The following is a 22,850-nucleotide window of genomic DNA, read 5'->3' on the forward strand; positions in this document are numbered from 1 at the left end:
GAGAGTTGCCATGCTGCAACCCAAGCGAACCAAATACCGTAAGCAGTTCAAGGGCCGTAACGATGGCCTGGCCTTCTCCTCGAACCTCGTCAGCTTTGGCGAGTTCGGCCTGAAGGCGACCACGCACGGTGCGCTGACCGCCCGCCAGATCGAGGCCGGCCGTCGCTGCATCACCCGCTTCGTCAAGCGCGGCGGCAAGCTCTGGATCCGCGTGTACCCGGACAAGCCGATCACCAAGAAGCCCATCGAAGTCCGAATGGGTGCCGGTAAGGGCGGCGTGGAATACTGGGTCGCCCCGATCCAGCCGGGCCGCATGCTTTATGAAATCGAGGGCGTCGACGAGACGACCGCACGCGAGGCGTTCCGCCTGGCCGCGGCCAAGCTGTCCGTCCAGACCCAATTCGTGACCCGGGCGGTGATGTGATATGGCCATCAAAGATCTGACCAACAAGACGGCCGACGAGCTGAATAAGCACCTGCTGGACCTGCGCAAGGAGCAGTTCAACCTGCGCATGCAGAAGGGTACCGGCCAGCTCAACCAGCCGCACCAGCTGCGCCGCGTTCGGCGCGACATCGCCCGCACGAAGTTCGTGCTCGGCGGCAAGAAGTAAGGGACGGCCGATATGAGCGACAACCAGAAGCAGACGCGCACCCTCGAGGGCCGCGTCATCAGCAACAAGATGGACAAGACCGTGACGGTCCTGATCGAGCGCCAGGAACAGCATCCGCTGATCGGCAAGATCATCCGCCGTTCGACCAAGCTCCACGCGCAGGACGACCTGGGCGCGAACGAGGGCGACGTGGTCCGCATCGCGGAGTGCCGCCCGCTGTCCAAGACCAAGCATCACCGCGTGGTCGAAATCGTCACGCGCGCTAACGTCTAAGGGAGGGTGCAGACATGATCCAGATGCAAAGCACGCTTTCCGCGGCGGACAACAGCGGCGCCCGCGAACTGATGTGCATCAAGGTGCTCGGCGGCTCCAAGCGCCGCTACGCCGCGATCGGTGACGTGATCAAGGTCACCGTGAAGGATGCCATCCCCCGCGGCAAGGTGAAGAAGGGCGAGGTGTACAACGCCGTGGTGGTGCGTACCGCCAAGGGCGTGCGCCGTCCCGATGGCTCGCTGATCCGTTTCGACGGCAACGCAGCGGTCCTCCTCAACAACAAGCTCGAGCCGATCGGCACCCGTATCTTCGGGCCGGTCACCCGCGAGCTGCGCAGCGAGAAGTTCATGAAGATCGTCTCGCTCGCGCCCGAAGTGCTCTGAGCGGAGACAAGACCATGAACCGTATCCGCAAGGGTGATCAGGTCATCGTGATCACCGGCAAGAACAAGGGGCAGCGCGGCGACGTGCTGCGCGTTGAGGGCGACCGCGTGTTCGTCTCCAACGTGAACCTGGTCAAGCGCCACACCAAGCCGAATCCGCAAGCCAACCAGGCCGGCGGCATCGTCGAGCGCGAGGCCTCGATCCACATCTCCAACGTCCAACTGTTCAACTCCGCCACCGGCAAGGGTGAACGCGTCGGCGCCAAGGTGCTCTCCGATGGGCGCAAGGTCCGCGTGTTCCGCTCCAGCGGCGAAGTTGTGGACGCGTAAGGAACCCACGTTATGACGACGCGTCTCGAAACGTTTTACAAAGACCAGGTCATCAAGAAGCTCACCGAGCGTTTTGGTTACCAGAACGTGATGCAGGTTCCCCGCATCACCAAGATCACCCTGAACATGGGCGTGGGCGAAGCGGCGGGCAACAAGAAAGTGCTCGAAAACGCCGTGGCCGACATGGCCAAGATCGCCGGCCAGAAGCCGATCCAGACCAAGGCCCGCGTGTCGGTCGCCTCGTTCAAGATCCGCGACGGTTGGCCGATCGGCTGCAAGGTCACCCTGCGCCGTGCCCAGATGTGGGAATTCCTCGATCGCCTGATCAACATCTCGCTGCCGCGTACGCGCGACTTCCGTGGTGTGTCGGGTCGTGCCTTCGATGGCCGTGGCAACTACAACTTCGGCATCAAGGAACAGATCATCTTCCCGGAAATCGACTTCGACGCCGTCGACGCGATCCGTGGCATGGATATCTCCATCACCACCACCGCCAAGACCGACGAAGAAGCCAAGGCGCTGCTGGAAGCCTTCAGCTTCCCGTTCCGCAACTAAGAGAGCCGCGAGAGACACATGGCCAAGACCTCGATGGTTAACCGCGACCTCAAGCGGACCAAGCTCGCCAAGAAGTACGCCGCCAAGCGCGCCGAACTGAAGGCGATTGTGCTGAGCCCCACCGCCTCCTACGAGGAGAAGATGGAAGCCCAGGCCAAGCTGCAGAAGCAGCCGCGTGACGCCAGCCCGTCCCGCCAGCGTACCCGCTGCGCGTTGACCGGCCGTCCGCGCGCCGTGTACCAGAAGTTCGGCCTCGGCCGCAACAAGCTGCGCGAAGCCACCATGCGTGGCGACGTTCCTGGCCTGCGCAAGGCCAGCTGGTAAGACCCACACAGGGCAGGGGCGGGGATGAACCGCCTCTCGTCCGAGGCGGCGGCGGGCCAACCGGCCTGCCGCCGTTGGCGCGATTACGCGCCGCTGTTCGCAAAGCCGGAAAAAAGCTGATATAGTCGTCGGTCTGCATTCCTGCAGGTCGGCCCCATGCCGGCTCACAATTCAATTGATTTCCGGTTTTTCGGATATCGGTGCACTCTGAAGGATGTTTTCATGAGCATGACTGATCCCATCGCCGATCTGTTTACGCGCATCCGCAATGCCCAGCTCACGGGCAAGCAGGCCGTAAGCATGCCGTCGTCGAAGCTGAAGGTGGCCATCGCCAATCTTCTCAAGAACGAGGGCTATATCCTCGACGCCAAGACCTCCAGCGCGGAGGGCAAGCCGGTGCTCGAGATCAAGCTCAAGTACTTCGAAGGCCGCCCGGCCATCGAAACCATTACCCGTGTCAGCCGCTCGGGCCTGCGCGTCTATCGCGGCAAGGACGAGCTGCCGAAGGTCCTGGGTGGCCTGGGTATCTCGATCATCTCGACTTCCGCCGGTCTGCTGACCGACGCGCAGGCCCGTGCCAAGGGCCTGGGCGGCGAAGTCATCGGCCAGGTCGCATAAGGAGCCGACGATGTCCCGCGTTGCCAAGAAACCGATTACCCTGCCCAAGGGCGTTGAGATCACCTCGAACGCCAACGGCATCACCGTCAAGGGCCCGAAGGGCACCCTGGCGACCCACGCCCTGCCGGGCGCTTCCGTGGCCATCGACAACGGCGTGGCGAACATCGCCGTGGCCGAGGGCGCCGATGACAAGTTCGGCGGCACCCTGCGCGCCCTGCTGGCCAACATGGTCAAGGGCGTGTCCGACGGCTACGAGCGCAAACTCGAGCTGGTCGGCGTGGGCTACCGCGCCTCGATGGCCGGCAAGTCGCTGAACATCGCCCTGGGTTTCTCGCACCCGGTGGTGTTCGACGCGCCGGAAGGCATCACCATCGAAACCCCGTCGCAGACCGAGATCCTTATCAAGGGTACGGACAAGCAGCGCGTCGGCGAGGTGGCCGCCAAGATCCGTGCGATCCGTCCGCCGGAACCGTACAAGGGCAAGGGCGTCCGCTACTCGGGCGAGAAGATCACCCTGAAGGAAGCCAAGAAGGCATAAGCGGTCCCTCGCGAAGAAGCAGCCATCCATGGCTGCACTCTTCAAAAGAGCCAAAGCTGTTTGCCGATCCGTTTCCAGGAATTATGACGATGAACAAGAACGAATCCCGCTTGCGCCGCGCCAAGGCCACTCGCTCCCACATCCGCAAGCTCGGTGTGGCTCGCCTGTCGGTCCATCGCACCGGCCAGCACCTGTACGCGCAGGTGTTCGATGCCACCGGCCAGAACGTGGTGGCTGCCGCCTCCACCGTGCAGAAGTCGGTCGCCGAGGGCCTGAAGGGCACCAAGAACCTCGCCGCCGCCGCCGCTGTCGGCAAGGCTGTGGCTGAGCGTGCACTGGCCGCCGGTGTCGAGTCCGTGGCGTTCGATCGCTCGGGCTTCCGCTTCCATGGTCGTATCAAGGCGCTGGCCGATGCGGCCCGCGAAGCCGGCCTGAAGTTCTAAGCCGGTTGGCATCGAGTGCCGGGTTGGCCCGGCACTTGAAGCCACATGTAGTACCCACAACTCCAAGCGGCCCAGCCGCAAGCAAAAGTCCTGGTTCGCCAGGCATACGGAAAAGAACATGTCTTCTACCGATCGCGAAAATTCGGACGGCCTGCTCGAGAAGCTGATTGCCGTCAACCGCGTGGCCAAGACCGTCAAGGGTGGCCGCCAGATGAGCTTCACCGCGCTGACCGTGGTCGGCGATGGCGAAGGTCGCGTGGGCTTCGGCTATGGCAAGGCACGTGAAGTGCCGGTCGCCATCTCCAAGGCCATGGACCGCGCCCGCCGCAACATGGTGAGCATCGATCTGAACAACGGCACCCTGTGGTACGCCATCAAGGCCAACCACGGCGCGGCCCGCGTGTTCATGCAGCCGGCCTCCGAAGGTACCGGCGTGATCGCCGGCGGTGCCATGCGCGCCGTGCTGGAAGTGGTGGGCGTGAAGAACGTGCTGGCGAAGGCCGTCGGGTCGCGCAATCCGATCAACCTGGTCCGCGCGACCATCAAGGGCCTGCAGGCCGTTGCCTCGCCGAAGCATATCGCTGCCAAGCGTGGCAAGACCGTGGAAGAGGTGCTGGGTCATGGCTAAGAAGAACGAAACCGCCGCCACCGTGCGCGTGCGCCTGGTCAAGGGCCTGCGCGGTGTGCAGAGCCGTCATCGCCTGAGCGTGAAGGCGCTTGGCCTGAACAAGCTCAACGACGTCCGTGAACTGAAGGACAGCCCGCAGGTGCGGGGCCTGATCAACACGGTCTACTACCTGGTGCGGGTCGAGGAGTAATCACCATGCGTCTTAACGACATCAAGCCGGCCGCCGGTGCCCGCAAGACCCGCCTTCGCGTCGGTCGCGGTATCGGTTCGGGCCTGGGCAAGACCGCCGGCCGCGGTCACAAGGGACAGCATGCCCGCGCGGGCGGCACCCACAAGTACGGCTTCGAGGGCGGCCAGATGCCGCTGCAGCGCCGCCTGCCCAAGGTGGGCTTCCGTTCGCTGAAGAAGGCCGAGAGCCAGGAAGTGTTCCTGTATCAGCTGGCCACCCTCAAGGCCGACGTGATCGATCCGATCGTGCTGCACCAGGCCGGCCTGATCGACAGCCGCGCCAAGAAGGTCAAGGTCGTCGCCAAGGGCGAGATCGGCCGTGCGGTGAAACTGTCGGGCGTGCTGGCCACGGCCGGCGCCAAGGCGGCGATCGAAGCCGCCGGCGGCAGCGTGGAGTAATCACAGTGGCGGCAGCCCAGGGCACATCGCTCGGATCGCTCGGCAAGCTGACGGAACTGCGCCAGCGCATCTTCTTCGTGATCGGTGCGCTGATCGTCTTCCGTCTCGGTTCCTTCATCCCAGTTCCCGGCGTCAACCCGGAAGCCATGACGAACCTGATCGAGCAGGGCGGCGGCCTGATGAACATGTTCAACATGTTCTCGGGCGGCTCGCTGGCGCGCTTCTCGGTATTCGCGCTCGGCGTGGTGCCGTACATCTCGGCCTCCATCGTGGTGCAGATGATGGGTTCGGTGATCCCGAGCCTGCAGGCGCTGCGCAAGGAAGGTGAGGCGGGACGTCGCAAGATGACCACCTACACCCGCTTCGGCACGGTGGGGCTGGCCGCCTTCCAGGCGTTCGGCATCGCGGTGGCCCTGCAGAAGCAGGTCGCGGCGGGCGGTGCGCCGGTGGTGTATACCCCGGGCATGGGCTTCATCATGGCCTCGATCGTCGGTCTCACCGCCGGCACGATGTTCCTGATGTGGCTGGGCGAGCAGATCACCGAGCGCGGCATCGGCAACGGCATTTCGCTGCTGATCTTCGCCGGCATCGTGGCCGGCCTGCCCGGCGCGGTGGCGCATACGCTGACCATGGCCGGCAATGGCGAGCTCTCCGTGATCAAGATGATCATGGTGGTGGCCCTGATCCTGCTGGTGACGGCGTTCGTGGTGTTCATGGAGCGCGCCCAGCGGCGCATCACCGTGAACTACGCGCGACGTTCCGGCGGGCAGCGGGCCTACATGAACCAGACCTCGCACCTGCCGTTGAAGATCAACATGTCGGGCGTGATCCCACCGATCTTCGCATCGAGCCTGCTGATGTTCCCGGCCACCGCGGCAACGTGGTTCGGCCAGGGCCACCAGTCGCGCTGGCTGACCGAGCTGACCCAGGCGCTGACCCCGGGTGAGCCGCTGTACGACATCGTCTTCGCGGTGCTGGTGATCACGTTCGCCTTCTTCTATACGGCGATCGTGTTCAACTCCCAGGAGACGGCGGACAACCTCAAGCGCTCCGGCGCCTTGATTCCGGGTATCCGCCCCGGCCGCTCGACGGCCGATTACATCGATAACGTGATGACCCGTCTGACCGGTGTCGGCGCCCTCTACCTGGTGCTGGTCTGTCTGGTTCCCTCGTTTATGCAAAAGGCGTGGCACGTCCCGTTCTACTTCGGCGGCACCTCTCTGCTGATCGTCGTGGTTGTGGTGATGGATTTCACTGCCCAGGTGCAGGCGCACCTGGTCAGTCACCAGTACGAAAGCCTGCTCAAGAAGGCCAATCTCCGCCGCAACTGATGGCTGCTGGGGTGGTGGGAAGTTGGTCTAAATCGGAGGGCGGCGGCACCCCTGGTGTCGCAGGGCTTTCCTGTTGGGTTAATTACGGTTAGAATTGCGCGTTTACCGCGCACGAAACGCATCGGAGAAAGTACATCATGGCGCGCATCGCGGGTGTCAATTTGCCGGTCCAGAAGCATGTCTGGGTTGGCCTGCAGAGCATCTACGGCATCGGCCGCAGCCGGGCCAAGAAGGTCTGCGCGGACGCTGGCGTGGTTCCCACCACGCCGATCAAGTCCCTCAGTGAGGGCGAGGTGGAGAAGCTCCGCCACGAAATCAGCAAGTACGTGGTCGAAGGCGACCTCCGCCGTGAAGTCGGCATCGCCATCAAGCGTCTGATGGATCTGGGGTGCTACCGCGGTCTGCGCCACCGCCGTGGCCTGCCGGTGCGCGGCCAGCGCACGCGTACCAACGCACGCACCCGCAAGGGCCCGCGTCGCGCGATCAAGAAGTAACGGATTCCGAACATGGCCAAGCCTGTCAAGACCAAGAAGAAGATCAAGCGCGTTGTCACGGATGCCGTGGCCCACGTGCAAGCCTCCTTCAACAACACCATCGTCACCATCACCGATCGCCAGGGGAACGCCCTGTCGTGGGCGACCGCCGGCGGCGCGGGCTTCCGTGGCTCGCGCAAGTCGACCCCGTTCGCTGCCCAGGTGGCCGCCGAGAAGGCTGGCCGCGCGGCTGGCGACTACGGCGTGAAGACCGTGGAAGTGCGCATCAAGGGCCCGGGCCCGGGCCGCGAGTCCGCCGTGCGTTCGCTGAACGCGCTGGGCTACAAGGTTCTCAACATCATCGACGTGACGCCGATTCCGCACAACGGCTGCCGTCCCCCCAAGAAGCGTCGAGTCTAAAGGAGCACACCCATGGCACGTTATCGTGGAGCTACCTGCAAGCTCGCCCGTCGCGAGGGTGCAGACCTCAGCCTGAAGAGCCCGGCTCGCGCTATCGATTCGAAGTGCAAGCTGGAAAACAAGCCCGGCCAGCATGGTGCCAACAAGCGCGCCCGCCTGTCCGACTACGCGCTGCAGCTGCGTGAAAAGCAGAAGGTCAAGCGCATCTATGGCGTGCTCGAGCGCCAGTTCAGCAACTACTACACCAAGGCGTCGACCCTCAAGGGCAACACCGGCGAGAACCTGCTGCGCCTGCTCGAAAGCCGCCTGGACAACGTCGTCTACCGCATGGGTTTCGCGGTCACCCGCGCCCAGGCTCGCCAGCTGGTCAGCCACAAGGCTGTGCTGGTCAACGGCAAGAAGGTGAATATTCCGTCGTACCAGGTCCGTTCGGGCGACGTGGTGGCCCTGACCGAGCGCGCCCGCAACCAGCTGCGCGTGCAGGAAGCGGCGACCGTGTTCGACACCATGGACCTGCGCCCGCAGTGGGTGGAAGTCGACAGCAAGAAGTTCGAAGGCACCTTCAAGGCGATGCCGGACCGCGGCGACCTGCCGACCGACATCAACGAGAGCCTGATCGTCGAGCTCTATTCGAAGTAATCAACCGGAGCCCTGCATGGCAGTTTCGTCAACTAGCGTGCTGCGGCCTCGCGGCCTCAGCGTCGAGCAGCTTGGACCCAACCGCGCGAAGGTGGTGGTCGAGCCGCTCGAGCGTGGCTTTGGCCACACCCTGGGCAACGCGCTGCGCCGCGTGCTGCTCTCCTCGATCCCTGGCTCTGCCATCGTCGAGGTGGAAATCGATGGCGTGCTGCATGAATACACCACGCTCGAGGGTCTGCAGGAGGACGTGATCGAAGTCCTGCTGAACCTCAAGGACGTGGCGATTCGCCAGCACTCGGGTGACGAAGTCACCCTGACCTTGTCCAAGAAGGGCAAGGGCGTGGTCACGGCCGGCGACATCGTCGTCGACCACTCGGTGGAAATCATCAACCCCGAGCACGTGATCTGCCACCTGACCAAGGATATCGCCCTCAACATGCGCCTGAAGGTGCGTCGCGGCGTCGGCTACCAGCCGGCCAGCGCGCGCCAGCATCCGGATGATGAGGCCCGTCCGATCGGTCGCCTGCAGCTCGACGCGTCGTTCGCGCCGGTGCTGCGCGTGGCCTACGAGGTGGACGCCGCTCGCGTGGAGCAGCGCACCAACCTCGACAAGCTGGTGCTGGACATCGAGACCAACGGCACCATCGGTGCGGAAGACGCGGTCCGCAAGGCCGCCGAGATCCTCAACGACCAGTTGTCGGTGTTCGGTGACTTCTCGCGTCGCGAGAGCGCCACGGACAAGGCGGAGAAGGGCGGTTTCGACCCGCTGCTGCTGCGCCCGATCGACGACCTGGAGCTCACCGTGCGTTCGGCGAACTGCCTGAAGGCCGAGAGCATCTACTACATCGGCGACCTGGTGCAGAAGACGGAAGTCGAGCTGCTCAAGACGCCGAACCTCGGCAAGAAGTCCCTGACCGAAATCAAGGACGTGCTGGGTGGTCGTGGCCTGGCCCTGGGCATGAAGCTCGAGAACTGGCCGCCGCCGGGCTTGTCGCACGGTATGCAGCTGGGCTGATGTTTCAAGGTGGCCGTTCGTGGTCACCCGTGGTATCGGTGGTTGGCGAGCGTGCTTCGGTGCGCTCGCCAGTTGCCAAGAGGCGGCCCGCAAGGCCGCGTGAAGTTTCGGGCGGCCGCCTTGGTCGCTTGGCATTGGTCGTCTGACGAGTGTGTTTCGCCTCGGATGTTGCAGGCGCCCTGAACGGCCTTCCTGGCCGTCTTGCTCAACAAGAGCCCGTGTCACGAAGGGCTTCATCAGCGGGTAACCGCGGGAAGTCGGACATAACCGCCGGCTTTTCATAACAACAGACAAAGAGAGTACTAAGCCATGCGCCACCAGAAATCCGGTCGCAAGCTCAACCGCACGAGCAGCCATCGCGAGGCCATGTTCAAGAACATGGCGGCGTCGCTGATCAAGCACGAGCTGATCCGCACCACCCTTCCCAAGGCGAAGGAACTCCGTCGCGTCGCCGAGCCGCTCATCACGCTCGCCAAGACCGATGGCGTAGCCAACCGCCGCCTCGCTTTCGCGCGCCTGCGCGACAAGCAGGCCGTGGGCAAGCTGTTCGTCGAACTCGGCCCCCGCTACCGCGAGCGTCCCGGCGGCTACCTGCGCATCCTCAAGTGCGGCTTCCGCCCGGGCGACAATGCGCCGATGGCGTATGTCGAACTGGTCGACCGTCCGCGCGCCGAGACGGCCGACGAGTAATCGCCGGTTGCCGATGTACCGCGAAACCCCGGCAGGGCGACCTGCCGGGGTTTTGTTTTTGGGGGCGGACGTTCCCCTTGTGGGGGCGCACCCTGTGCGCGACTGCGGGCAGGGCGAGGATTGGGTGAATCCTCAGTCGCGCACAGGGTGCGCTCCCACAAGGGGGAGAGGGCGATAAGGAACCGGGCTGTCCGACAGGGCTGACAGTGGCGGGGCAAGCGGGTAATGTCCCGCTTTCGCAACGCAGCATGCCGAACCATGAATCCTCTTCGCTGGTCGTACCGTACCGCCTATCTCGCCGGCTTCCTGGTCTGCGTGGCCCTGCTGGGCTATGCCCTCTATGCCGAGCACGTGCAGGGCATGAATCCCTGCCCGCTGTGCATTTTCCAGCGCATTGCCTTCATGGTCATGGGCCTGTTCTTCCTGCTGGGCGCCCTGCATGCGCCACGGGGCGGCGCCCGCTGGGTTTACATGGGCGGCACATTGCTGGGCGCACTGGGCGGCATCGCCACTGCCGGCCGCCACCTGTGGCTGCAGACGCTGCCGGCGGATCAGATTCCCGCCTGCGGACCGAACCTCGGCTACATGATGGATACCTTCCCGTTCGCCAAGGTGCTGAAGATGGTGTTCACCGGCTCGGGCGAATGCGCCAAGATCGAGCCGGTATTCGGCTTGCCCATGCCGGCCTGGACGCTGCTCTGGTACCTGCTGCTGGCGTTCCTGGCGCTCTGGGCCGCCGCGCGCAAGCGCGCCTGAAGGGTCACCGCGATGTCACACGCCATGCCGATCGCACCGAAGTCCGCGCCGCTTTCCTCCGAATGGTCGCCCGCCAGCTGGCAGCAGCGGCAGGCGCTGCAGCAGCCGACCTATGAGGACGCCGCGGAGCTTGCCCGCGCCACTGGCGTACTGGCCACGTTGCCGCCGCTGGTGACCTCGTGGGAGGTGCTGGCGCTCAAGCAGGCCCTGGCCGAGGCGCAGGAGGGCAAGCGTTTCCTGCTGCAGGGCGGCGATTGCGCCGAAAGCTTCGCCGACTGCACCAGCCCGATCATCTCCAACCGGCTCAAGGTGCTGCTGCAGATGAGCCTGGTGCTGGTGCACGGCCTGAAGAAGCCGGTGCTGCGCGTGGGCCGTTTCGCCGGCCAGTACGCCAAGCCGCGCTCGGCCGATACCGAGACGCGCGATGGCGTCACCTTGCCCAGTTTTCGTGGCGACCTGGTCAACAGCCCCGAGTTCACTCCCGAGGCGCGCCGGGCCGATCCGCAGCGCTTGATCCAGGCCCACGCGCATTCCGCGCTGACCATGAATTTCGTGCGGGCGCTGATCGACGGCGGCTTCGCCGACCTGCATCATCCCGAATACTGGGACCTGGCCTGGGTGGAGCATTCGCCACTGGCCGCCGAGTACCGCCGGATGGTGACGGCGATCGGCGATTCGCTGCGCTTCATGGAGACCCTGGCCGGGCCGATCGCCGGCTTCACGCGGGTGGATTTCTTCACCTCGCACGAGGCCCTGCTGTTGCACTACGAGCAGGCGCTGACCCGCCAGGTGCCACGGCATCACGGCTGGTTCAACCTGTCCACCCATTTTCCCTGGATCGGCATGCGCACGGCGGCGCTGGACGGCGCCCATGCGGAGTACTTCCGCGGCATCCGCAACCCGATCGCGGTCAAGGTCGGGCCGTCGGTCACCCCCGACCAGTTGTTGCCCCTGATCGGCGTGCTCAATCCGGAAGACGAGCCGGGGCGCCTCACCCTGATCCATCGCATGGGCCAGGCCGGTATCGCCAAGGCCCTGCCGCCGCTGCTGGACGCGGTGAAGCGGGAGGGGCGCCGCGTGCTATGGGTGGCCGATCCCATGCACGGCAATACCGAGACCACCTCCAACGGCTACAAGACCCGCCGTTTCGACAATATCCGCGGCGAGCTGGACCAGGCCTTCGATATCCATGCCGCGGCGGGCACGCGTCTCGGCGGCGTGCACCTGGAGCTGACCGGCGAGGACGTGACCGAGTGTATGGGAGGCGCCCGCGACCTGAGCGAGACCGACCTGGACCGCGCCTACAAGTCCATGGTCGACCCCCGGCTCAACTACGAGCAGTCGCTGGAGCTGGCGATGCTGATCGTGCGCAAGTCGGTGGGCGTGCCGTCGGCCTGAGCGCGGAGCGTCCTGCCGGGCGTGCACGATGAGTCCCGGCTGAACCATGGGCGGGTTTTCCTGCGAGAATGACCCTGTGCCCGGTGGTGAACCAGGGCGCCTTTCGGACAGGGGCGGGCGGCGGTTGATGGGCACGGTGGCAATCGAAGCGGAAGACACAAGGACGCGCACGGCATCGCGTACGGCGCTGCAGCAGATGGCGGTACTGGTGGCGTATGCCGTCTGTCATGCGCTGCTGCGGCATGTGTCGGTGTCGCATTGGAACCTCATGTCGGGCCTGCGCGTGCTTTGCCTGCTGCTGGTGCCGACCCGCTTTTGGCCGGGCCTGTTCCTGGGCGAGGCGACGGCCCTGGCGTTCGAGGGCTGGCCCTACCACCAGCGCTTCGGCATGGTCTGGATGGGAATGTTCATGGTGCCGCCGCTGCTGTTGATGGCCCCGGCCTTCGCCTGCTATCGCGGGCGTTCGACCCTGCTTCGCGGGCAGCAAGTCGATGTGGCGGCGCTGCTGTCGTGCGTGCTGGCCGGCGCCATCGTGAACACCATGGCCAACACCGCCACGCTGGCGGTGATGCGCACCTTGCCGGGCGAAACGGCGCCCGCCATCACCGGGCGCATCATGCTGAACTATTTCCTGGGCGGTTACTTGGGGGCGCTCACCCTGGTGCCGTTCGTGCTGGTGCTGATCCAGCGCTGGCGCCAGCCGGCGGCGAGCGGCGCCTTGGCGCGGGATGCGCTCGGCGTGGCCCTGCCGCCGCTGCTGCTGCTGGTCTGGTTGGCTTCCGCGACCCATGGCGCGGATGCCGTGCAGGTGGCGCGCATGGCCATGTTCGTGCCGGTGGCGTGGATGACGATGCGCCATGGCTGGCAGGGCGCTGCCGTCGCCGGCATGCTGGCTAGCCTGGCGGTGCAGGTGACCATGCCCAGCGTACGCGATCCGGCGGTCATCCAGGCACAGGCACTGATCGCCTTCGCCATATCGAGCCTGCTCATGCTCGGAGGGCGGCTGTCCTCGCCGGCCAGGCCCGCCGCCGGCCAGCCGAAGGAGGGTGACCGGTTGCGCGGTTTCCAACTGGCGCAACAGGGGCTCTACCAGGAAGAACAGCGCCTGCGCCATGTGGCCGAGTCGCTCGACCGCCTGGGGCTGTCCATGCGCGACGGGCACAAGCGCATGATGGATCGCTTGCGTCCCGTGCTGCCGGCCAATGTCGAGCAGGCCTACCTGCGCCATCTCGACCTGACCCAGCGCGAGGTGCACCGCCTGGCCAATGCCTTGCATCCGCGCGCCTGGCGCGAGCACGGCCTGAAGGCCACCTTCCAGGAGGGGCCGCTGGCGCAGGCGGCGGCGCTGGTCGGCTCCGGCTACGCTTGCGAGCTGGCGGGCAGCGGCCTGGACCACCTGGCGCCGGACGTGCACATGATGCTGTACCGCCAGGCCTGCGAGGTGATGGTGTACCTGCTGGCGTGCGAACCGGCGCGGCGCATCCAGGTACGGATCCGGGGCGGCAGCAGCCGCGGCCGCCGCTGGGTGGTGTTGCGCATGACCGCCGTCCGGGCCACCCCGGCGCTGCGTGGCCGGCCCGTGCCGGAGTGGCGCCAGCTGGTGGCCTTGCTGGGGACCAACGGACAGGGCCTCGCCACGGTGCGCGAGCGCGCCTCGATCTACGGGGGCCAGGTGCACGAGTGCCGGGACGAGCACCATCTGCGCGTTACCCTCCTGCTGCACGATGCCCTGCGGCTGGAGTCTGAAGTGCCGCCAAGCCGATCCGTGCCGGCCTGGCACGCATAGCCTCCCTCGCGTGGAGAACCGGCACGGCCCAGTCCTTGGCGTGCCGCGCAAGCCGCCCCTGCTGGACAAGGATGTGCGACATGATGTCGCAAAGAGTGCGGCCTGTCGGGGTTTGCCATCGCCCGGAGAGGGTCACTGCCTATAATGTCCGCACGGCGTTGCCGCGCCGTCCTGGCGGCTGCGCACCACGCGCATGATGGGGACAGCATGAAAGGGCTTTCAGTGACGTGGCGCCGCGCCAGGCGCGCGCTAGGCGCATGGGTGTTGCTGGCTGGCGTGGCGCTGGCCGGCGGGACGAGGGCGCAGGAGGCACCGCATCCGGCCATTCCCGACACCCTCCAGCAGCGCATCGCCGCCTGCACCGCCTGCCACGGCGTGCATGGCGAAGGCACGCCGGAGAGCGGCTTCTTTCCCCGCCTGGCAGGCAAGCCGGCCGGCTATCTCGCCCGCCAGCTGAAGGACTTCCAGGACGGCCTGCGCAAGTACGGCCCGATGGAGTACACCGTGCGCCAGCTCAGCCCGGCCTACATGCGCGAGATCGCGGAGTACTTCTCGGCGCAGGAGGTGCCCTACAGCCGCTCGCCGCTGCCGAGGCTGTCGGCCGACGCGCTGAAGCGTGGAGAGGAGTTGGTGATGCATGGCGATCCCGTGCGGAAGATCCCGCCCTGCATGGCTTGCCACGGCAGCCAGCTCACCGGCGTGCAGCCGGACATCCCGGGCCTGGTCGGCTTGCCGTACGACTACATCAGTTCGCAGCTCGGCTCCTGGCGCACCCATACCCGCGCCACGGTGGCCCCCGACTGCATGGCCGAGATCGCCAACCGCCTGGGCGATTCGGACATCAGCGCGGTCTCGGCCTGGCTGGCCGGGCGCGAGCTGCCCGCCGACATGCATGCGCAACCGCCGGGCTCGGTGAAGCCGCCGCTGCATTGTGGCGTGCTGGGCGACAAGGAGGGCGGCGCATGAAGCGCGTGGGATTGATCGTGGTGGTCGTGCTGCTGGCCCTGGGCGGCTGGTGGCTGTTCCGTGGCACGTCGCCCCAGCCGGCCTCGCCAGCAGCGGTGGACGTGGCCGCGCTGAAGGACCCGGCGCTGGTCGCCAAGGGCGAATACCTCGCCCGGGTGGGCGACTGCGCCTCCTGCCACACCGAACAGGGCGGCACCCGCTTTGCCGGCGGTCGCGTGCTGCCGACGCCGTTCGGCAATATCCCGGCGCCCAACATCACGCCCGACCGCGAAACCGGGCTGGGCGACTGGCGTTTCGAGGATTTCTGGCAGGCCTTGCACAGCGGCAAGGGACGCCACGGCGAGCTGCTGTATCCGGTGTTCTCCTACACCTCGTTCACCAAGGTCACCCGCGACGACGCGCTGGCGATCTTCGCCTACCTGCAGTCGCTGGCGCCGGTGCGCCAGGCGGCCAAGCCGCTGGGACTGGAATTCCCCTACAGCGTGCGCAGCAGCCTCAACGCCTGGCGCGCGCTGTATTTCCAGGAAGGCGTCTACCAGCCGGACCCGTCCAAGCCGGTGGCCTGGAACCGGGGCGCCTACCTGGTGCAGGGCCTTGGCCATTGCAACGAGTGCCATGCGCCGCGCGATTCGCTGGGCGGCTCGCAGAGCAAGCCTTCGCTGGCCGGAGGACAGATTCCCGCGCAGAACTGGTACGCGCCGGACCTGAGCACCCAGGCCAACGGCGGGCTGGCGGGTTGGAGCGAGCAGGACATCGTCGACCTGCTCAAGACCGGCCAGTCCGCGCGTGGCGCCGCATTCGGCCCGATGGCCGAGGTAGTGGCGCAGAGTACCCAGCACCTCAACGATGACGACCTGCACGCCATCGCCACCTACCTGCAATCCCTGCCGGCACGCACGCCGGCAGCGGCCGAGAAGTCGCCGCTCGACACCCGGCCGATCCTGGCGCAGGGCGCCAAGGTCTATGCCGAGCGCTGCGCCGACTGCCACGGCAAGGATGGCAACGGCGTGGCCGGCGTCTATCCGCCGTTGAACGGTAATTCCTCGGTCAACGAACCGAGCGGCATCAACGCCATGCGCGTGGTGCTGCTGGGTGGCTTCCCGCCGGTGACGGCGGGCAACCCGCGGCCGTATTCGATGCCGCCGTTCGCCCAGCAGCTCAGCGACAGCGACGTGGCGGCGGTGGTGACCTACATCCGCCAGTCGTGGTCGAACAATGCCTCGCTGGTGCAGGAGCGCGACGTCATCAAGTACCGGCACACGCCGATCGACTGAGCGTGGCGCCTGACGCCGGCGGCCGTTCATCGAGGCAGCCGGCGCCGGCCAGCGCGGCGCGCACGGCGTCGTCCAGCGGCGTGTAGAGGTCGTCGCCCAGGAAGGCCCGCAGCCTGGCATCGTCGAGCCGGATCGGCTCGCGCCACAGGTAGTGCATCTTGCATAGCTCGCGCAGCGTCTCGTTGAACGGTGAGGCCAGCCGCGCCAGCCACCATGGGAAGTAACCCGCCTTGATCCCGGGCCGGCCGGCGGCGCGACGGATGGCGGCGAGCATGGCGTGGCCGTCCAGCCAGTGGCCGCCGAAGTGGAAGCTCTCGAAGAGCCCCTGCTCGGATTCGCGGTCCAGCAGGCGGGCCATCGCGTCGCCCACGTCGGGCAGGTAGGCCCAGGCGTGGCCCAGCTCGTAGCGGCCGCCGTACTGCATGCGGCGCAGCGGCCGGCCGCGGCGAGGTGAGCGGCACGGTGCGGCTCACCGCTAGCGAGATCATCGGCGGAGAAGTGTTGCCGCCGATCCTGGCCGCCTTCCGCGAGCGGCAAACCTGGGCGTGCGGCGGCTGTTCGAGCACCTGGCCGGGGCGCTGGAACCTATATGGCGTGACCGGCGGCTACGCCTTGGCGTTTGCCAGGCCCGCCAGCGCCTGCCATGGCCCCAGGTCCCAATGCCCGCGCGCCTGGCCCGACGGCGAGGGCAGCACGAACAGTCGGGTGTCGCCGATCCGCTCGACCTGCAAGCCATAGGGGGCCTGGCGCCCCAGCGCGGCCCGCGCGGCGGCCTTGCTGGTGAAGGCGAGCAGGCGCGGCGCGTGGCGTTCGATCCGCTGGCGCAGCGCGGCGACGTCGAAGGCATCGCGGGGCAGTTCGTCGTCGTTGCCCATGTGGTGCTTGGCCAGGTCGGTGAGGCCGATGCCCAGCGCGGGCAGCAGGGGATATTCCGCCGGCGCGTACAGGCGCGGCGTGAGGCGCACGGCGTGCAGCGCCCGCCAGAACAGGTTGCCGGGGTGGGCGTAATAGGCCTTTTCCGCCGCCGAGCGCCGCCCTGCGGCGGTGCCGCAGAACACCAGGCTCAGGCCAGGCTGCAACAGGTCGGGAAGGATCGGTTCGCGCATCGCGGCAAGCATAGCGGCTGCCTCGCCCGTACCCAATGAAAGACTGCCGGGTACACAAAATCATGCGATCCAGGGCGTTTCTGCGCGCCAGTTGGCGACGTCGCCGAAAGTGCCGCCAACGTGCAGGCGCATGCATCGACAGTGTGCGCATACTGCCGCTATAAAGGTCGCCCATCCACGGGAGCACCCGGTGAGCGAAGAAATCCTGATCAACGTGACTCCGCGCGAGACCCGCGTCGGCGTGGTGGAGAACGGCATGTTGCAGGAGGTGCACGTGGAGCGGGCCTCCAAGCGCGGCTACGTGGGCAATGTCTACAAGGGGCGCGTGCAGCGGGTGATGCCCGGCATGCAGGCGGTGTTCGTGGATATCGGGCTGGAGCGCGCGGCCTTCCTGCACGCCTCGGACATCCTGCGCCCGCCGCTGCCGGTGGCCGCCGACGGCGCCGAGATGCCGGCCAACGGCAATGGCCACACGCCGTCCATCAGCGAACTGGTGCACGAGGGCCAGGAGATCGTGGTGCAGGTGGTGAAGGACCCCATCGGCACCAAGGGCGCGCGGCTGTCCACCCACCTGTCGATTCCCTCGCGCTACCTGGTGCTGCTGCCGCACGCGCGCACGCTGGGCATCTCCGCGCGCATCGAGGAGGAGGCCGAACGCCAGCGCCTCAAGGACGTGCTGAACGGGCTGATCGGCGAGAACCCGCTGGGCTACATCGTGCGCACCAACGCCGAAGGGCAGACCGCCGAGTCGCTGGCCTTCGACGTCACCTACCTGGGCAAGGTCTGGCGCGTGGTGCAGGAGAACATCGCCAAGGCCAAGGTCGGCGAGCGCGTGTACGAGGAACTCTCGCTGCCGCTGCGCAGCCTGCGCGACATGCTCAACGACGACATCGAGAAGGTGCGCGTGGACTCGCGCGAGACCTTCGAGAAGGTGGTCAAGTTCGTGCACAAGTTCATGCCCCACCTGGACGACCGGGTGGAGCACTATGGCGGCGAGCGCCCCATCTTCGACCTCTACGGCGTGGAGGACGAGATCCAGCGTGCGCTGAAGAAGGAAGTACCGCTGAAATCCGGTGGCTACCTGATCGTCGACCAGACCGAGGCGATGACCACCATCGACGTGAACACCGGTGGCTACGTCGGTTCGCGCAACCTGGAGGAAACCGTCTACCGCACCAACCTGGAGGCCGCGCAGGCGGCGGCGCGCCAGCTGCGGCTGCGTAACCTCGGCGGCATCATCATCATCGACTTCATCGACATGACCGACGAGGAGCACCGGCGGCAGGTGCTGCGCATGCTCGAGAAGGGACTGGCGCGCGATCACGCCAAGACCACCGTCTATCCGATGTCGGCGCTGGGCCTGGTGGAGATGACGCGCAAGCGCACCACCGAAAGCCTGGAGCGCCAGCTGTGCGAGCCGTGCCCGGCCTGCGGCGGACGCGGCACGGTGAAGACGGCCGAGACGGTGACCTACGAAATCTTCCGCGAGATCACCCGCGCCGTGCGCCAGTTCAATACCGAGAAGCTGCTGGTGATGGCCAGCCCCAAGGTGGTCGGTCGCATCCTGGAGGAAGAGTCCAGCGCGGTGGCCGAACTGGAAGAGTTCATCTCCAAAAGCATACGCTTCCAGGCCGAAGAGCATTATTCGCAGGAACAATTCGATGTGGTTCTGTTGTAAGCGCGCGGTGTACGCCGCGTCGTGAACACGCATTGGCGATCCCACATGCACCTGGCCAGCCGGGCCCTGGCCTGGATCGCTGGCGTGGCCGTGATCTCGCTGGCGGTGGCGATGGCGCTGGCCCAGTTGCTGCTGCCCACCCTGGCGAGCCATCCCGACTGGGTGGCGGCGCAGCTGAGCGCCAAGCTGCAGCGCAAGGTGACGTTCGATGCGCTGGAAGGCCGCTGGCAGCCGGCCGGCCCGCTTTTCGTGATGCGCGGCATGCGCATCGACACCGGCAACGGCGAGGTGCCGATGCGCATTCCGGAGGCCGAGCTCAAGCTCGACTTCGGCGGCTGGCTGCTGCCGGCGCGGCACCTGGTGAACCTGCGCGTGCGTGGCCTGCAACTCGATCTCGGCCGCGATGCCGACGGTACCTGGCATATCAACGGCATTGGCCTGGCCGGCGGCGAGGAACGGCAGAGCCTGTCGTTCCGGCAGCTGTCGGTGGGCCTATGGCTGCGCGATACGCGGCTGGACATCACCGACCATCGGCTGGAGCGCCACTACACCCTGCTGGCGGACCAGCTGCGCCTGAGCCGGCAGGGCCGGCGCATCCGCGTCGGCGCGCTGCTGCGGCGCGAGGGCGCGCCGGGCCAACTGCGCGGCGCGGGCAGCTTCAGCGACGACGGCGCCGATGGCCGCCTGTGGCTCAGCGGCAGCGACCTCGACCTGCATGCGATGTCGGCCGGCATCGATCTGGGCGGCTATACGGCCGACAGCGGCCGCGGCGCCTTCGACAGCTGGCTGGACTGGCGCCATGCCAAGGTGGTGCGCAGCCTCACGCACTTCCATCTGTCGCAGTTGTCCATCGCCAATCCCGACGGGGTGAAAGCCAACGTGCCCTCGCTGGACGGCCTGGCCCAGCTGACGATCGGCAACGACAGCTATGAACTGCGCTGGGCCGGCGACGACGGCAGCGCCCTGGTGGCCAGCCTGCAGGGCATGGGCGGCGACCAGGCCCAGGCCGCGGTGGCTGCGCGTGACCTGCAACTGGCGCCATTGCTGCCTTGGCTGGCGCTCAAGCCGGGACTGTCGCCCGCGCTGGCGCAATGGGTGGGCGGCGGCCAGCCGCGCGGCCGGTTCTCCCATGCGCAACTGCGCTGGACGCGCGCGGGCGGCCTGCAAGGGCTGGATGCCGGCTTTACCGGCCTGGCCATCGACCCGGTCGGCAAGCTGCCTGGCATCGATAACCTGCATGGCGAGCTGCGCGGCGACGCGCAGGCCCTGGCGCTGTCGCTGCCGGTGCAGGCGACGGTGTTGCGCTTCCCGCACACGTTCCGCCAGCCGTTCGTGATGTCGCGGCTGGGCGGCGACGTCGCCGTGTGGCACGAGGACGACGCCTGGCACATCGGCACCGAGTCGCTGGTGTTCGAGGGCGCCGATTTCGGGGGCGCGGCGCGCGGCGAGGTGGCGCTGCCCGATGCGGTCGGGCGTCCTTTCCTCGACCTGTATGCCACGCTGAGCCATGCCGACGTGGCGGCGGCCAAGCTGTTCTGGCCGATCGATTCGATGTCGCCGGCGGCGGTGCAGTGGCTCGACCAGGCGCTGGTCGCCGGCCAGGTGGACCGCGGCGACGTGCTGGTGCGCGGCGACCTCAAGGACTGGCCGTTCCACCACAACGAGGGCCGTTTCGAGGCGCGTGCCGAGATCAGCGGGCTGGAGCTGGACTACGGCAGGAGCTGGCCGCATGCGGATGGCATCAGCGCGGTGGCCAGCTTCGTCAACAGCGGCATGCTGGTGGAGGCGAGCCAGGGACAGTCGCTGGGAAACAAGGTCAGCCGCGCCGTGGCGCTGATTCCCGAACTCGGCCATACCGTGCTCGATCTCAATGTCAGCGGCAGCGGCACCGGCGCGAGCCTGATGGAGTTTATCCGCCGCAGCCCGATCGGCAGTCACCAGGCCGATACCCTGGCCAAGCTGAGGCTGGGCGGTACCGGTTCCTTCGACTTCCACCTGTCGCTGCCGGTGGCGACTTCCAGCGACTTCCTGCTCGATGGCCGCGCGCAGCTCGATGGCGTGGATTTCAATGCGCCGGAGTGGAACCTGCGGCTGGACAAGCTCACCGGCCCGGCCACTTTCGACAAGGCGGGATTCCACGCCGGTCCCCTGGATACGAGCTTTCGCGGGCAGCCGTCGAAGCTGGACCTGGCCATCGCCGGCGCCACCGGCCAGCCCGATGCCGTGCTTTCGGCCAGGCTCACCGGCCGCTACGGCATGGGCGAACTGACCCAGGGCTACAAGCAACTGGACTGGCTGAACCAAGTGTCGGAGGGGCGCAGCGACTTCACCATCGGCTTCACCATCGCCCATGCGGGCGGCAGTGCCGCCGCCACGCAGCAGCTCAGCGTGGATTCGGGCCTCGTCGGCATGGCGCTCGCCTTCCCGGTGCCCCTGAAGAAGGCCGCCACTGACATCCTGCCCCTGCACCTGGACATGAACCTGCCGATGGAGGGCAGCGACGTGCAACTGGGCGTGGGGCAGGTGATGCGCGCGCGCCTGCGCCTGCCGCAGAACGAGGGCCAGTCGATGGCGGCCACCTTCGCCTTTGGCACCCGGGCGCCCGACACCCTGCCGGACAAAGGCATCCGCGTGCGCGGCCGCGCCGCGCGGCTCGACGTGACCGGCTGGGTGCAGTACGCCGCCTCCGGCAGCAGCGCCGGCGGTCCGGGCCTGGAAAGCATCGACGTCGGCGCCGACCAGGCGCAGGTGTTCGGCCATAACTTCGCCAACATGCACCTGCTCGCCAGCGCCCAGCCGGAGGGACTCACCGTGGACGTGGACAGCGCGGGGTTGGCCGGCCGCTTCGCCATTCCGCTGAACGACCTCGGCAAGCGCGGCATCACCGCGCGGCTGCAGCGCCTGTACTGGCCCAAGGACGTGGTGCCGCCGAAGCCGGCCGGGGCCGGCGCCGAGGTGGCCTCGGCATCGTCGGCGCCGGCCAGTCCGGAGGCGTCGGCGGCCCCGGCGCCGAACCCGGCGGCGACCGGCATCACGCCTTCCGCGCTGCCGCCGTTCCACCTGTGGGTCAGCGACCTGCGTTTCGGCGATTCCAAGCTGGGCGACGCGCGGCTGGAGACCTGGCCGACCGACCGCGGCCTGCATATCGACCAGTTGCGCACGCTGGCGCACGGCGTGCAGATCAACGGCACCGGCGACTGGGACGGCACGGCGGGCAACAGCGCCTCGCGCATGCGCATCGACTTCGCCGCGGAGAACCTCGGCGACATGCTGGGCGCCTTCGGCTACGAGGGCCTGCTGGCCGGCGGCAAGGTGCGCGCGCAGCTGGACGCCAGCTGGCCGGGTGCGCCGTCGGCGATGGAGCTGGGCAACATGGACGGCAAGCTCAGCATCAACGTCACCGATGGCCGCATGCCCGAGGTGACGCCCGGCGTGGCGCGCCTGTTCGGCCTGGTCTCGGTGCTGGAGCTACCGCGCCGCCTGTCGTTCGACTTCGGCGACGTGTTCGGCAAGGGCCTGGCCTTCGATGCGATCACCGGCGATTTCAAGCTGGGCGACGGCAACGCCAATACCGACAACCTGCGCATCCGCAGCCCGGCCGCCGAGATTTCCATCAAGGGGCGTACCGGCGTGCGCGCCAAGGACTATGACTTGCAGGTCCACGCGGTGCCCCATGCCGGCAACAGCCTGCCGGTGGTGGGCGCGGTGGTGGGCGGCCCGATCGGCATCGCGGCGGGCTTCGTGGCGCAGAGCATCCTGGGATACGGCATCAACCATGCCGCCAGCGCCCGTTACAAGATCACCGGCAGCTGGGACAAGCCGGTCATCACCCTGATCGAGAAGAAGGACGTGCCGCTGGTGCCCGCCGCCACGCCTCCGTCGGCCGGCGAACAGCCGGTGGATGGGCAGGTGAGGGATTAGGGACGAGTCGCCGCCCCGCACCGGTACGCCTGTGCAAGGGGCAGCGGCGCCCGCAGGGTTTAAACCGC

The 22,850-nt window shown here is 67.1% G+C and carries 28 protein-coding genes and 1 pseudogene; 27 read left to right on the top strand and 2 right to left on the bottom strand.

Annotated features, from left to right (window positions below):
- Positions 1 to 10 precede the first annotated feature (10 nt).
- The 24 genes from rplP to MJ605_RS03260 all read left to right on the top strand — a co-directional run bounded on the left by rplP (position 11) and on the right by MJ605_RS03260 (position 16,077).
- The gene (gene rplP / locus MJ605_RS03145; protein ID WP_243039454.1) at positions 11 to 424 is read left to right on the top strand and encodes a 50S ribosomal protein L16; all 414 of its coding nucleotides are present in this window, start codon (positions 11 to 13) and stop codon (positions 422 to 424) included.
- Between the two features lies 1 nt (position 425).
- Positions 426 to 611, top strand: coding sequence for a 50S ribosomal protein L29 (gene rpmC, locus MJ605_RS03150; protein ID WP_243039459.1), 186 nt, complete (start codon positions 426 to 428; stop codon positions 609 to 611).
- A 12-nt stretch (positions 612 to 623) separates the two neighbouring features.
- Positions 624 to 884 (top strand): 30S ribosomal protein S17, encoded by a 261-nt coding sequence (gene rpsQ, locus MJ605_RS03155; protein WP_199100441.1) that lies wholly within the window; start codon positions 624 to 626, stop codon positions 882 to 884.
- 14 nt (positions 885 to 898) lie between these two features.
- A complete protein-coding gene (gene rplN / locus MJ605_RS03160) occupies positions 899 to 1,267 on the top strand; it encodes a 50S ribosomal protein L14 (RefSeq protein ID WP_038620422.1) in 369 nt (122 codons plus the stop codon).
- A gap of 14 nt (positions 1,268 to 1,281) precedes the next feature.
- The gene (gene rplX / locus MJ605_RS03165; protein ID WP_243039461.1) at positions 1,282 to 1,596 is read left to right on the top strand and encodes a 50S ribosomal protein L24; all 315 of its coding nucleotides are present in this window, start codon (positions 1,282 to 1,284) and stop codon (positions 1,594 to 1,596) included.
- 12 nt (positions 1,597 to 1,608) lie between these two features.
- Entirely contained in the window at positions 1,609 to 2,151 is a 543-nt protein-coding gene (gene rplE / locus MJ605_RS03170; RefSeq protein ID WP_243039462.1) for a 50S ribosomal protein L5, read from the top strand.
- 18 nt (positions 2,152 to 2,169) lie between these two features.
- Positions 2,170 to 2,475 carry a 30S ribosomal protein S14 gene (gene rpsN / locus MJ605_RS03175; protein WP_243039464.1) on the top strand — a complete coding sequence of 102 codons (306 nt, stop codon included), beginning with the start codon at positions 2,170 to 2,172 and terminating at the stop codon, positions 2,473 to 2,475.
- Positions 2,476 to 2,697: 222 nt separating this feature from the next.
- Positions 2,698 to 3,093 (top strand): 30S ribosomal protein S8, encoded by a 396-nt coding sequence (gene rpsH / locus MJ605_RS03180; RefSeq protein WP_243039466.1) that lies wholly within the window; start codon positions 2,698 to 2,700, stop codon positions 3,091 to 3,093.
- A gap of 10 nt (positions 3,094 to 3,103) precedes the next feature.
- Complete coding sequence (gene rplF, locus MJ605_RS03185; protein WP_243039468.1) at positions 3,104 to 3,631, top strand: 50S ribosomal protein L6; 528 nt, start codon at positions 3,104 to 3,106, stop codon at positions 3,629 to 3,631.
- An 83-nt stretch (positions 3,632 to 3,714) separates the two neighbouring features.
- Complete coding sequence (gene rplR, locus MJ605_RS03190; RefSeq protein WP_243039470.1) at positions 3,715 to 4,074, top strand: 50S ribosomal protein L18; 360 nt, start codon at positions 3,715 to 3,717, stop codon at positions 4,072 to 4,074.
- 118 nt (positions 4,075 to 4,192) lie between these two features.
- The gene (gene rpsE, locus MJ605_RS03195) at positions 4,193 to 4,702 is read left to right on the top strand and encodes a 30S ribosomal protein S5 (RefSeq protein WP_243039472.1); all 510 of its coding nucleotides are present in this window, start codon (positions 4,193 to 4,195) and stop codon (positions 4,700 to 4,702) included.
- Positions 4,695 to 4,892 carry a 50S ribosomal protein L30 gene (rpmD, locus tag MJ605_RS03200; protein ID WP_243039473.1) on the top strand — a complete coding sequence of 66 codons (198 nt, stop codon included), beginning with the start codon at positions 4,695 to 4,697 and terminating at the stop codon, positions 4,890 to 4,892. The genes rpsE and rpmD overlap by 8 nt, the downstream gene beginning before the upstream one ends.
- On the top strand, positions 4,892 to 5,329 hold the full coding sequence (gene rplO / locus MJ605_RS03205) for a 50S ribosomal protein L15 (RefSeq protein WP_199535325.1): 438 nt from the start codon (positions 4,892 to 4,894) through the stop codon (positions 5,327 to 5,329). The genes rpmD and rplO overlap by 1 nt, the downstream gene beginning before the upstream one ends.
- Before the next feature lie 5 nt (positions 5,330 to 5,334).
- On the top strand, positions 5,335 to 6,660 hold the full coding sequence (gene secY / locus MJ605_RS03210) for a preprotein translocase subunit SecY (protein ID WP_243039475.1): 1,326 nt from the start codon (positions 5,335 to 5,337) through the stop codon (positions 6,658 to 6,660).
- Positions 6,661 to 6,797: 137 nt separating this feature from the next.
- On the top strand, positions 6,798 to 7,154 hold the full coding sequence (gene rpsM / locus MJ605_RS03215) for a 30S ribosomal protein S13 (protein ID WP_243039477.1): 357 nt from the start codon (positions 6,798 to 6,800) through the stop codon (positions 7,152 to 7,154).
- Between the two features lie 12 nt (positions 7,155 to 7,166).
- Complete coding sequence (gene rpsK, locus MJ605_RS03220; RefSeq protein WP_007513384.1) at positions 7,167 to 7,553, top strand: 30S ribosomal protein S11; 387 nt, start codon at positions 7,167 to 7,169, stop codon at positions 7,551 to 7,553.
- 12 nt (positions 7,554 to 7,565) lie between these two features.
- A complete protein-coding gene (rpsD, locus tag MJ605_RS03225) occupies positions 7,566 to 8,192 on the top strand; it encodes a 30S ribosomal protein S4 (RefSeq protein ID WP_038620398.1) in 627 nt (208 codons plus the stop codon).
- Positions 8,193 to 8,208: 16 nt separating this feature from the next.
- Positions 8,209 to 9,207, top strand: coding sequence for a DNA-directed RNA polymerase subunit alpha (locus tag MJ605_RS03230; RefSeq protein ID WP_243039478.1), 999 nt, complete (start codon positions 8,209 to 8,211; stop codon positions 9,205 to 9,207).
- A 309-nt stretch (positions 9,208 to 9,516) separates the two neighbouring features.
- The gene (rplQ, locus tag MJ605_RS03235) at positions 9,517 to 9,897 is read left to right on the top strand and encodes a 50S ribosomal protein L17 (protein WP_243039480.1); all 381 of its coding nucleotides are present in this window, start codon (positions 9,517 to 9,519) and stop codon (positions 9,895 to 9,897) included.
- A 258-nt stretch (positions 9,898 to 10,155) separates the two neighbouring features.
- Positions 10,156 to 10,653 (top strand): disulfide bond formation protein B, encoded by a 498-nt coding sequence (locus MJ605_RS03240; RefSeq protein ID WP_243039481.1) that lies wholly within the window; start codon positions 10,156 to 10,158, stop codon positions 10,651 to 10,653.
- Between the two features lie 24 nt (positions 10,654 to 10,677).
- The gene (locus MJ605_RS03245) at positions 10,678 to 12,051 is read left to right on the top strand and encodes a class II 3-deoxy-7-phosphoheptulonate synthase (RefSeq protein ID WP_243039483.1); all 1,374 of its coding nucleotides are present in this window, start codon (positions 10,678 to 10,680) and stop codon (positions 12,049 to 12,051) included.
- 127 nt (positions 12,052 to 12,178) lie between these two features.
- Positions 12,179 to 13,837 (top strand): MASE1 domain-containing protein, encoded by a 1,659-nt coding sequence (locus MJ605_RS03250; protein WP_243039485.1) that lies wholly within the window; start codon positions 12,179 to 12,181, stop codon positions 13,835 to 13,837.
- Positions 13,838 to 14,044: 207 nt separating this feature from the next.
- Positions 14,045 to 14,803, top strand: coding sequence for a c-type cytochrome (locus MJ605_RS03255; protein ID WP_243039487.1), 759 nt, complete (start codon positions 14,045 to 14,047; stop codon positions 14,801 to 14,803).
- Positions 14,800 to 16,077 carry a cytochrome c gene (locus tag MJ605_RS03260; RefSeq protein ID WP_243039490.1) on the top strand — a complete coding sequence of 426 codons (1,278 nt, stop codon included), beginning with the start codon at positions 14,800 to 14,802 and terminating at the stop codon, positions 16,075 to 16,077. Before MJ605_RS03255 ends, MJ605_RS03260 begins: the two co-directional genes overlap by 4 nt.
- On the opposite strand, the gene MJ605_RS03265 is transcribed toward MJ605_RS03260, so the two are convergent.
- Positions 16,049 to 16,501, bottom strand: coding sequence for a Rossmann-fold NAD(P)-binding domain-containing protein (locus MJ605_RS03265; RefSeq protein WP_243039491.1), 453 nt, complete (start codon positions 16,499 to 16,501; stop codon positions 16,049 to 16,051). The genes MJ605_RS03260 and MJ605_RS03265 overlap by 29 nt on opposite strands.
- Before the next feature lie 5 nt (positions 16,502 to 16,506).
- On the opposite strand from MJ605_RS03265, the pseudogene MJ605_RS03270 reads away from it, so the two are divergent.
- Positions 16,507 to 16,605: pseudogene (locus MJ605_RS03270) on the top strand (LysR family transcriptional regulator); the annotation flags it as partial.
- A gap of 77 nt (positions 16,606 to 16,682) precedes the next feature.
- Here the strand turns inward: MJ605_RS03270 and MJ605_RS03275 are convergent.
- On the bottom strand, positions 16,683 to 17,195 hold the full coding sequence (locus tag MJ605_RS03275) for a mismatch-specific DNA-glycosylase (protein ID WP_243039492.1): 513 nt from the start codon (positions 17,193 to 17,195) through the stop codon (positions 16,683 to 16,685).
- 178 nt (positions 17,196 to 17,373) lie between these two features.
- On the opposite strand from MJ605_RS03275, the gene rng reads away from it, so the two are divergent.
- Together rng and MJ605_RS03285 are read left to right on the top strand one after the other, a co-directional pair.
- Positions 17,374 to 18,861 carry a ribonuclease G gene (gene rng, locus MJ605_RS03280; RefSeq protein WP_243039496.1) on the top strand — a complete coding sequence of 496 codons (1,488 nt, stop codon included), beginning with the start codon at positions 17,374 to 17,376 and terminating at the stop codon, positions 18,859 to 18,861.
- 45 nt (positions 18,862 to 18,906) lie between these two features.
- Positions 18,907 to 22,782, top strand: coding sequence for a YhdP family protein (locus MJ605_RS03285; protein ID WP_243039498.1), 3,876 nt, complete (start codon positions 18,907 to 18,909; stop codon positions 22,780 to 22,782).
- Positions 22,783 to 22,850 lie beyond the last annotated feature (68 nt).

The sequence above is a fragment of the Dyella sedimenti genome (genome assembly GCF_022760995.1).
Lineage (GTDB): Bacteria > Pseudomonadota > Gammaproteobacteria > Xanthomonadales > Rhodanobacteraceae > Dyella > Dyella sedimenti.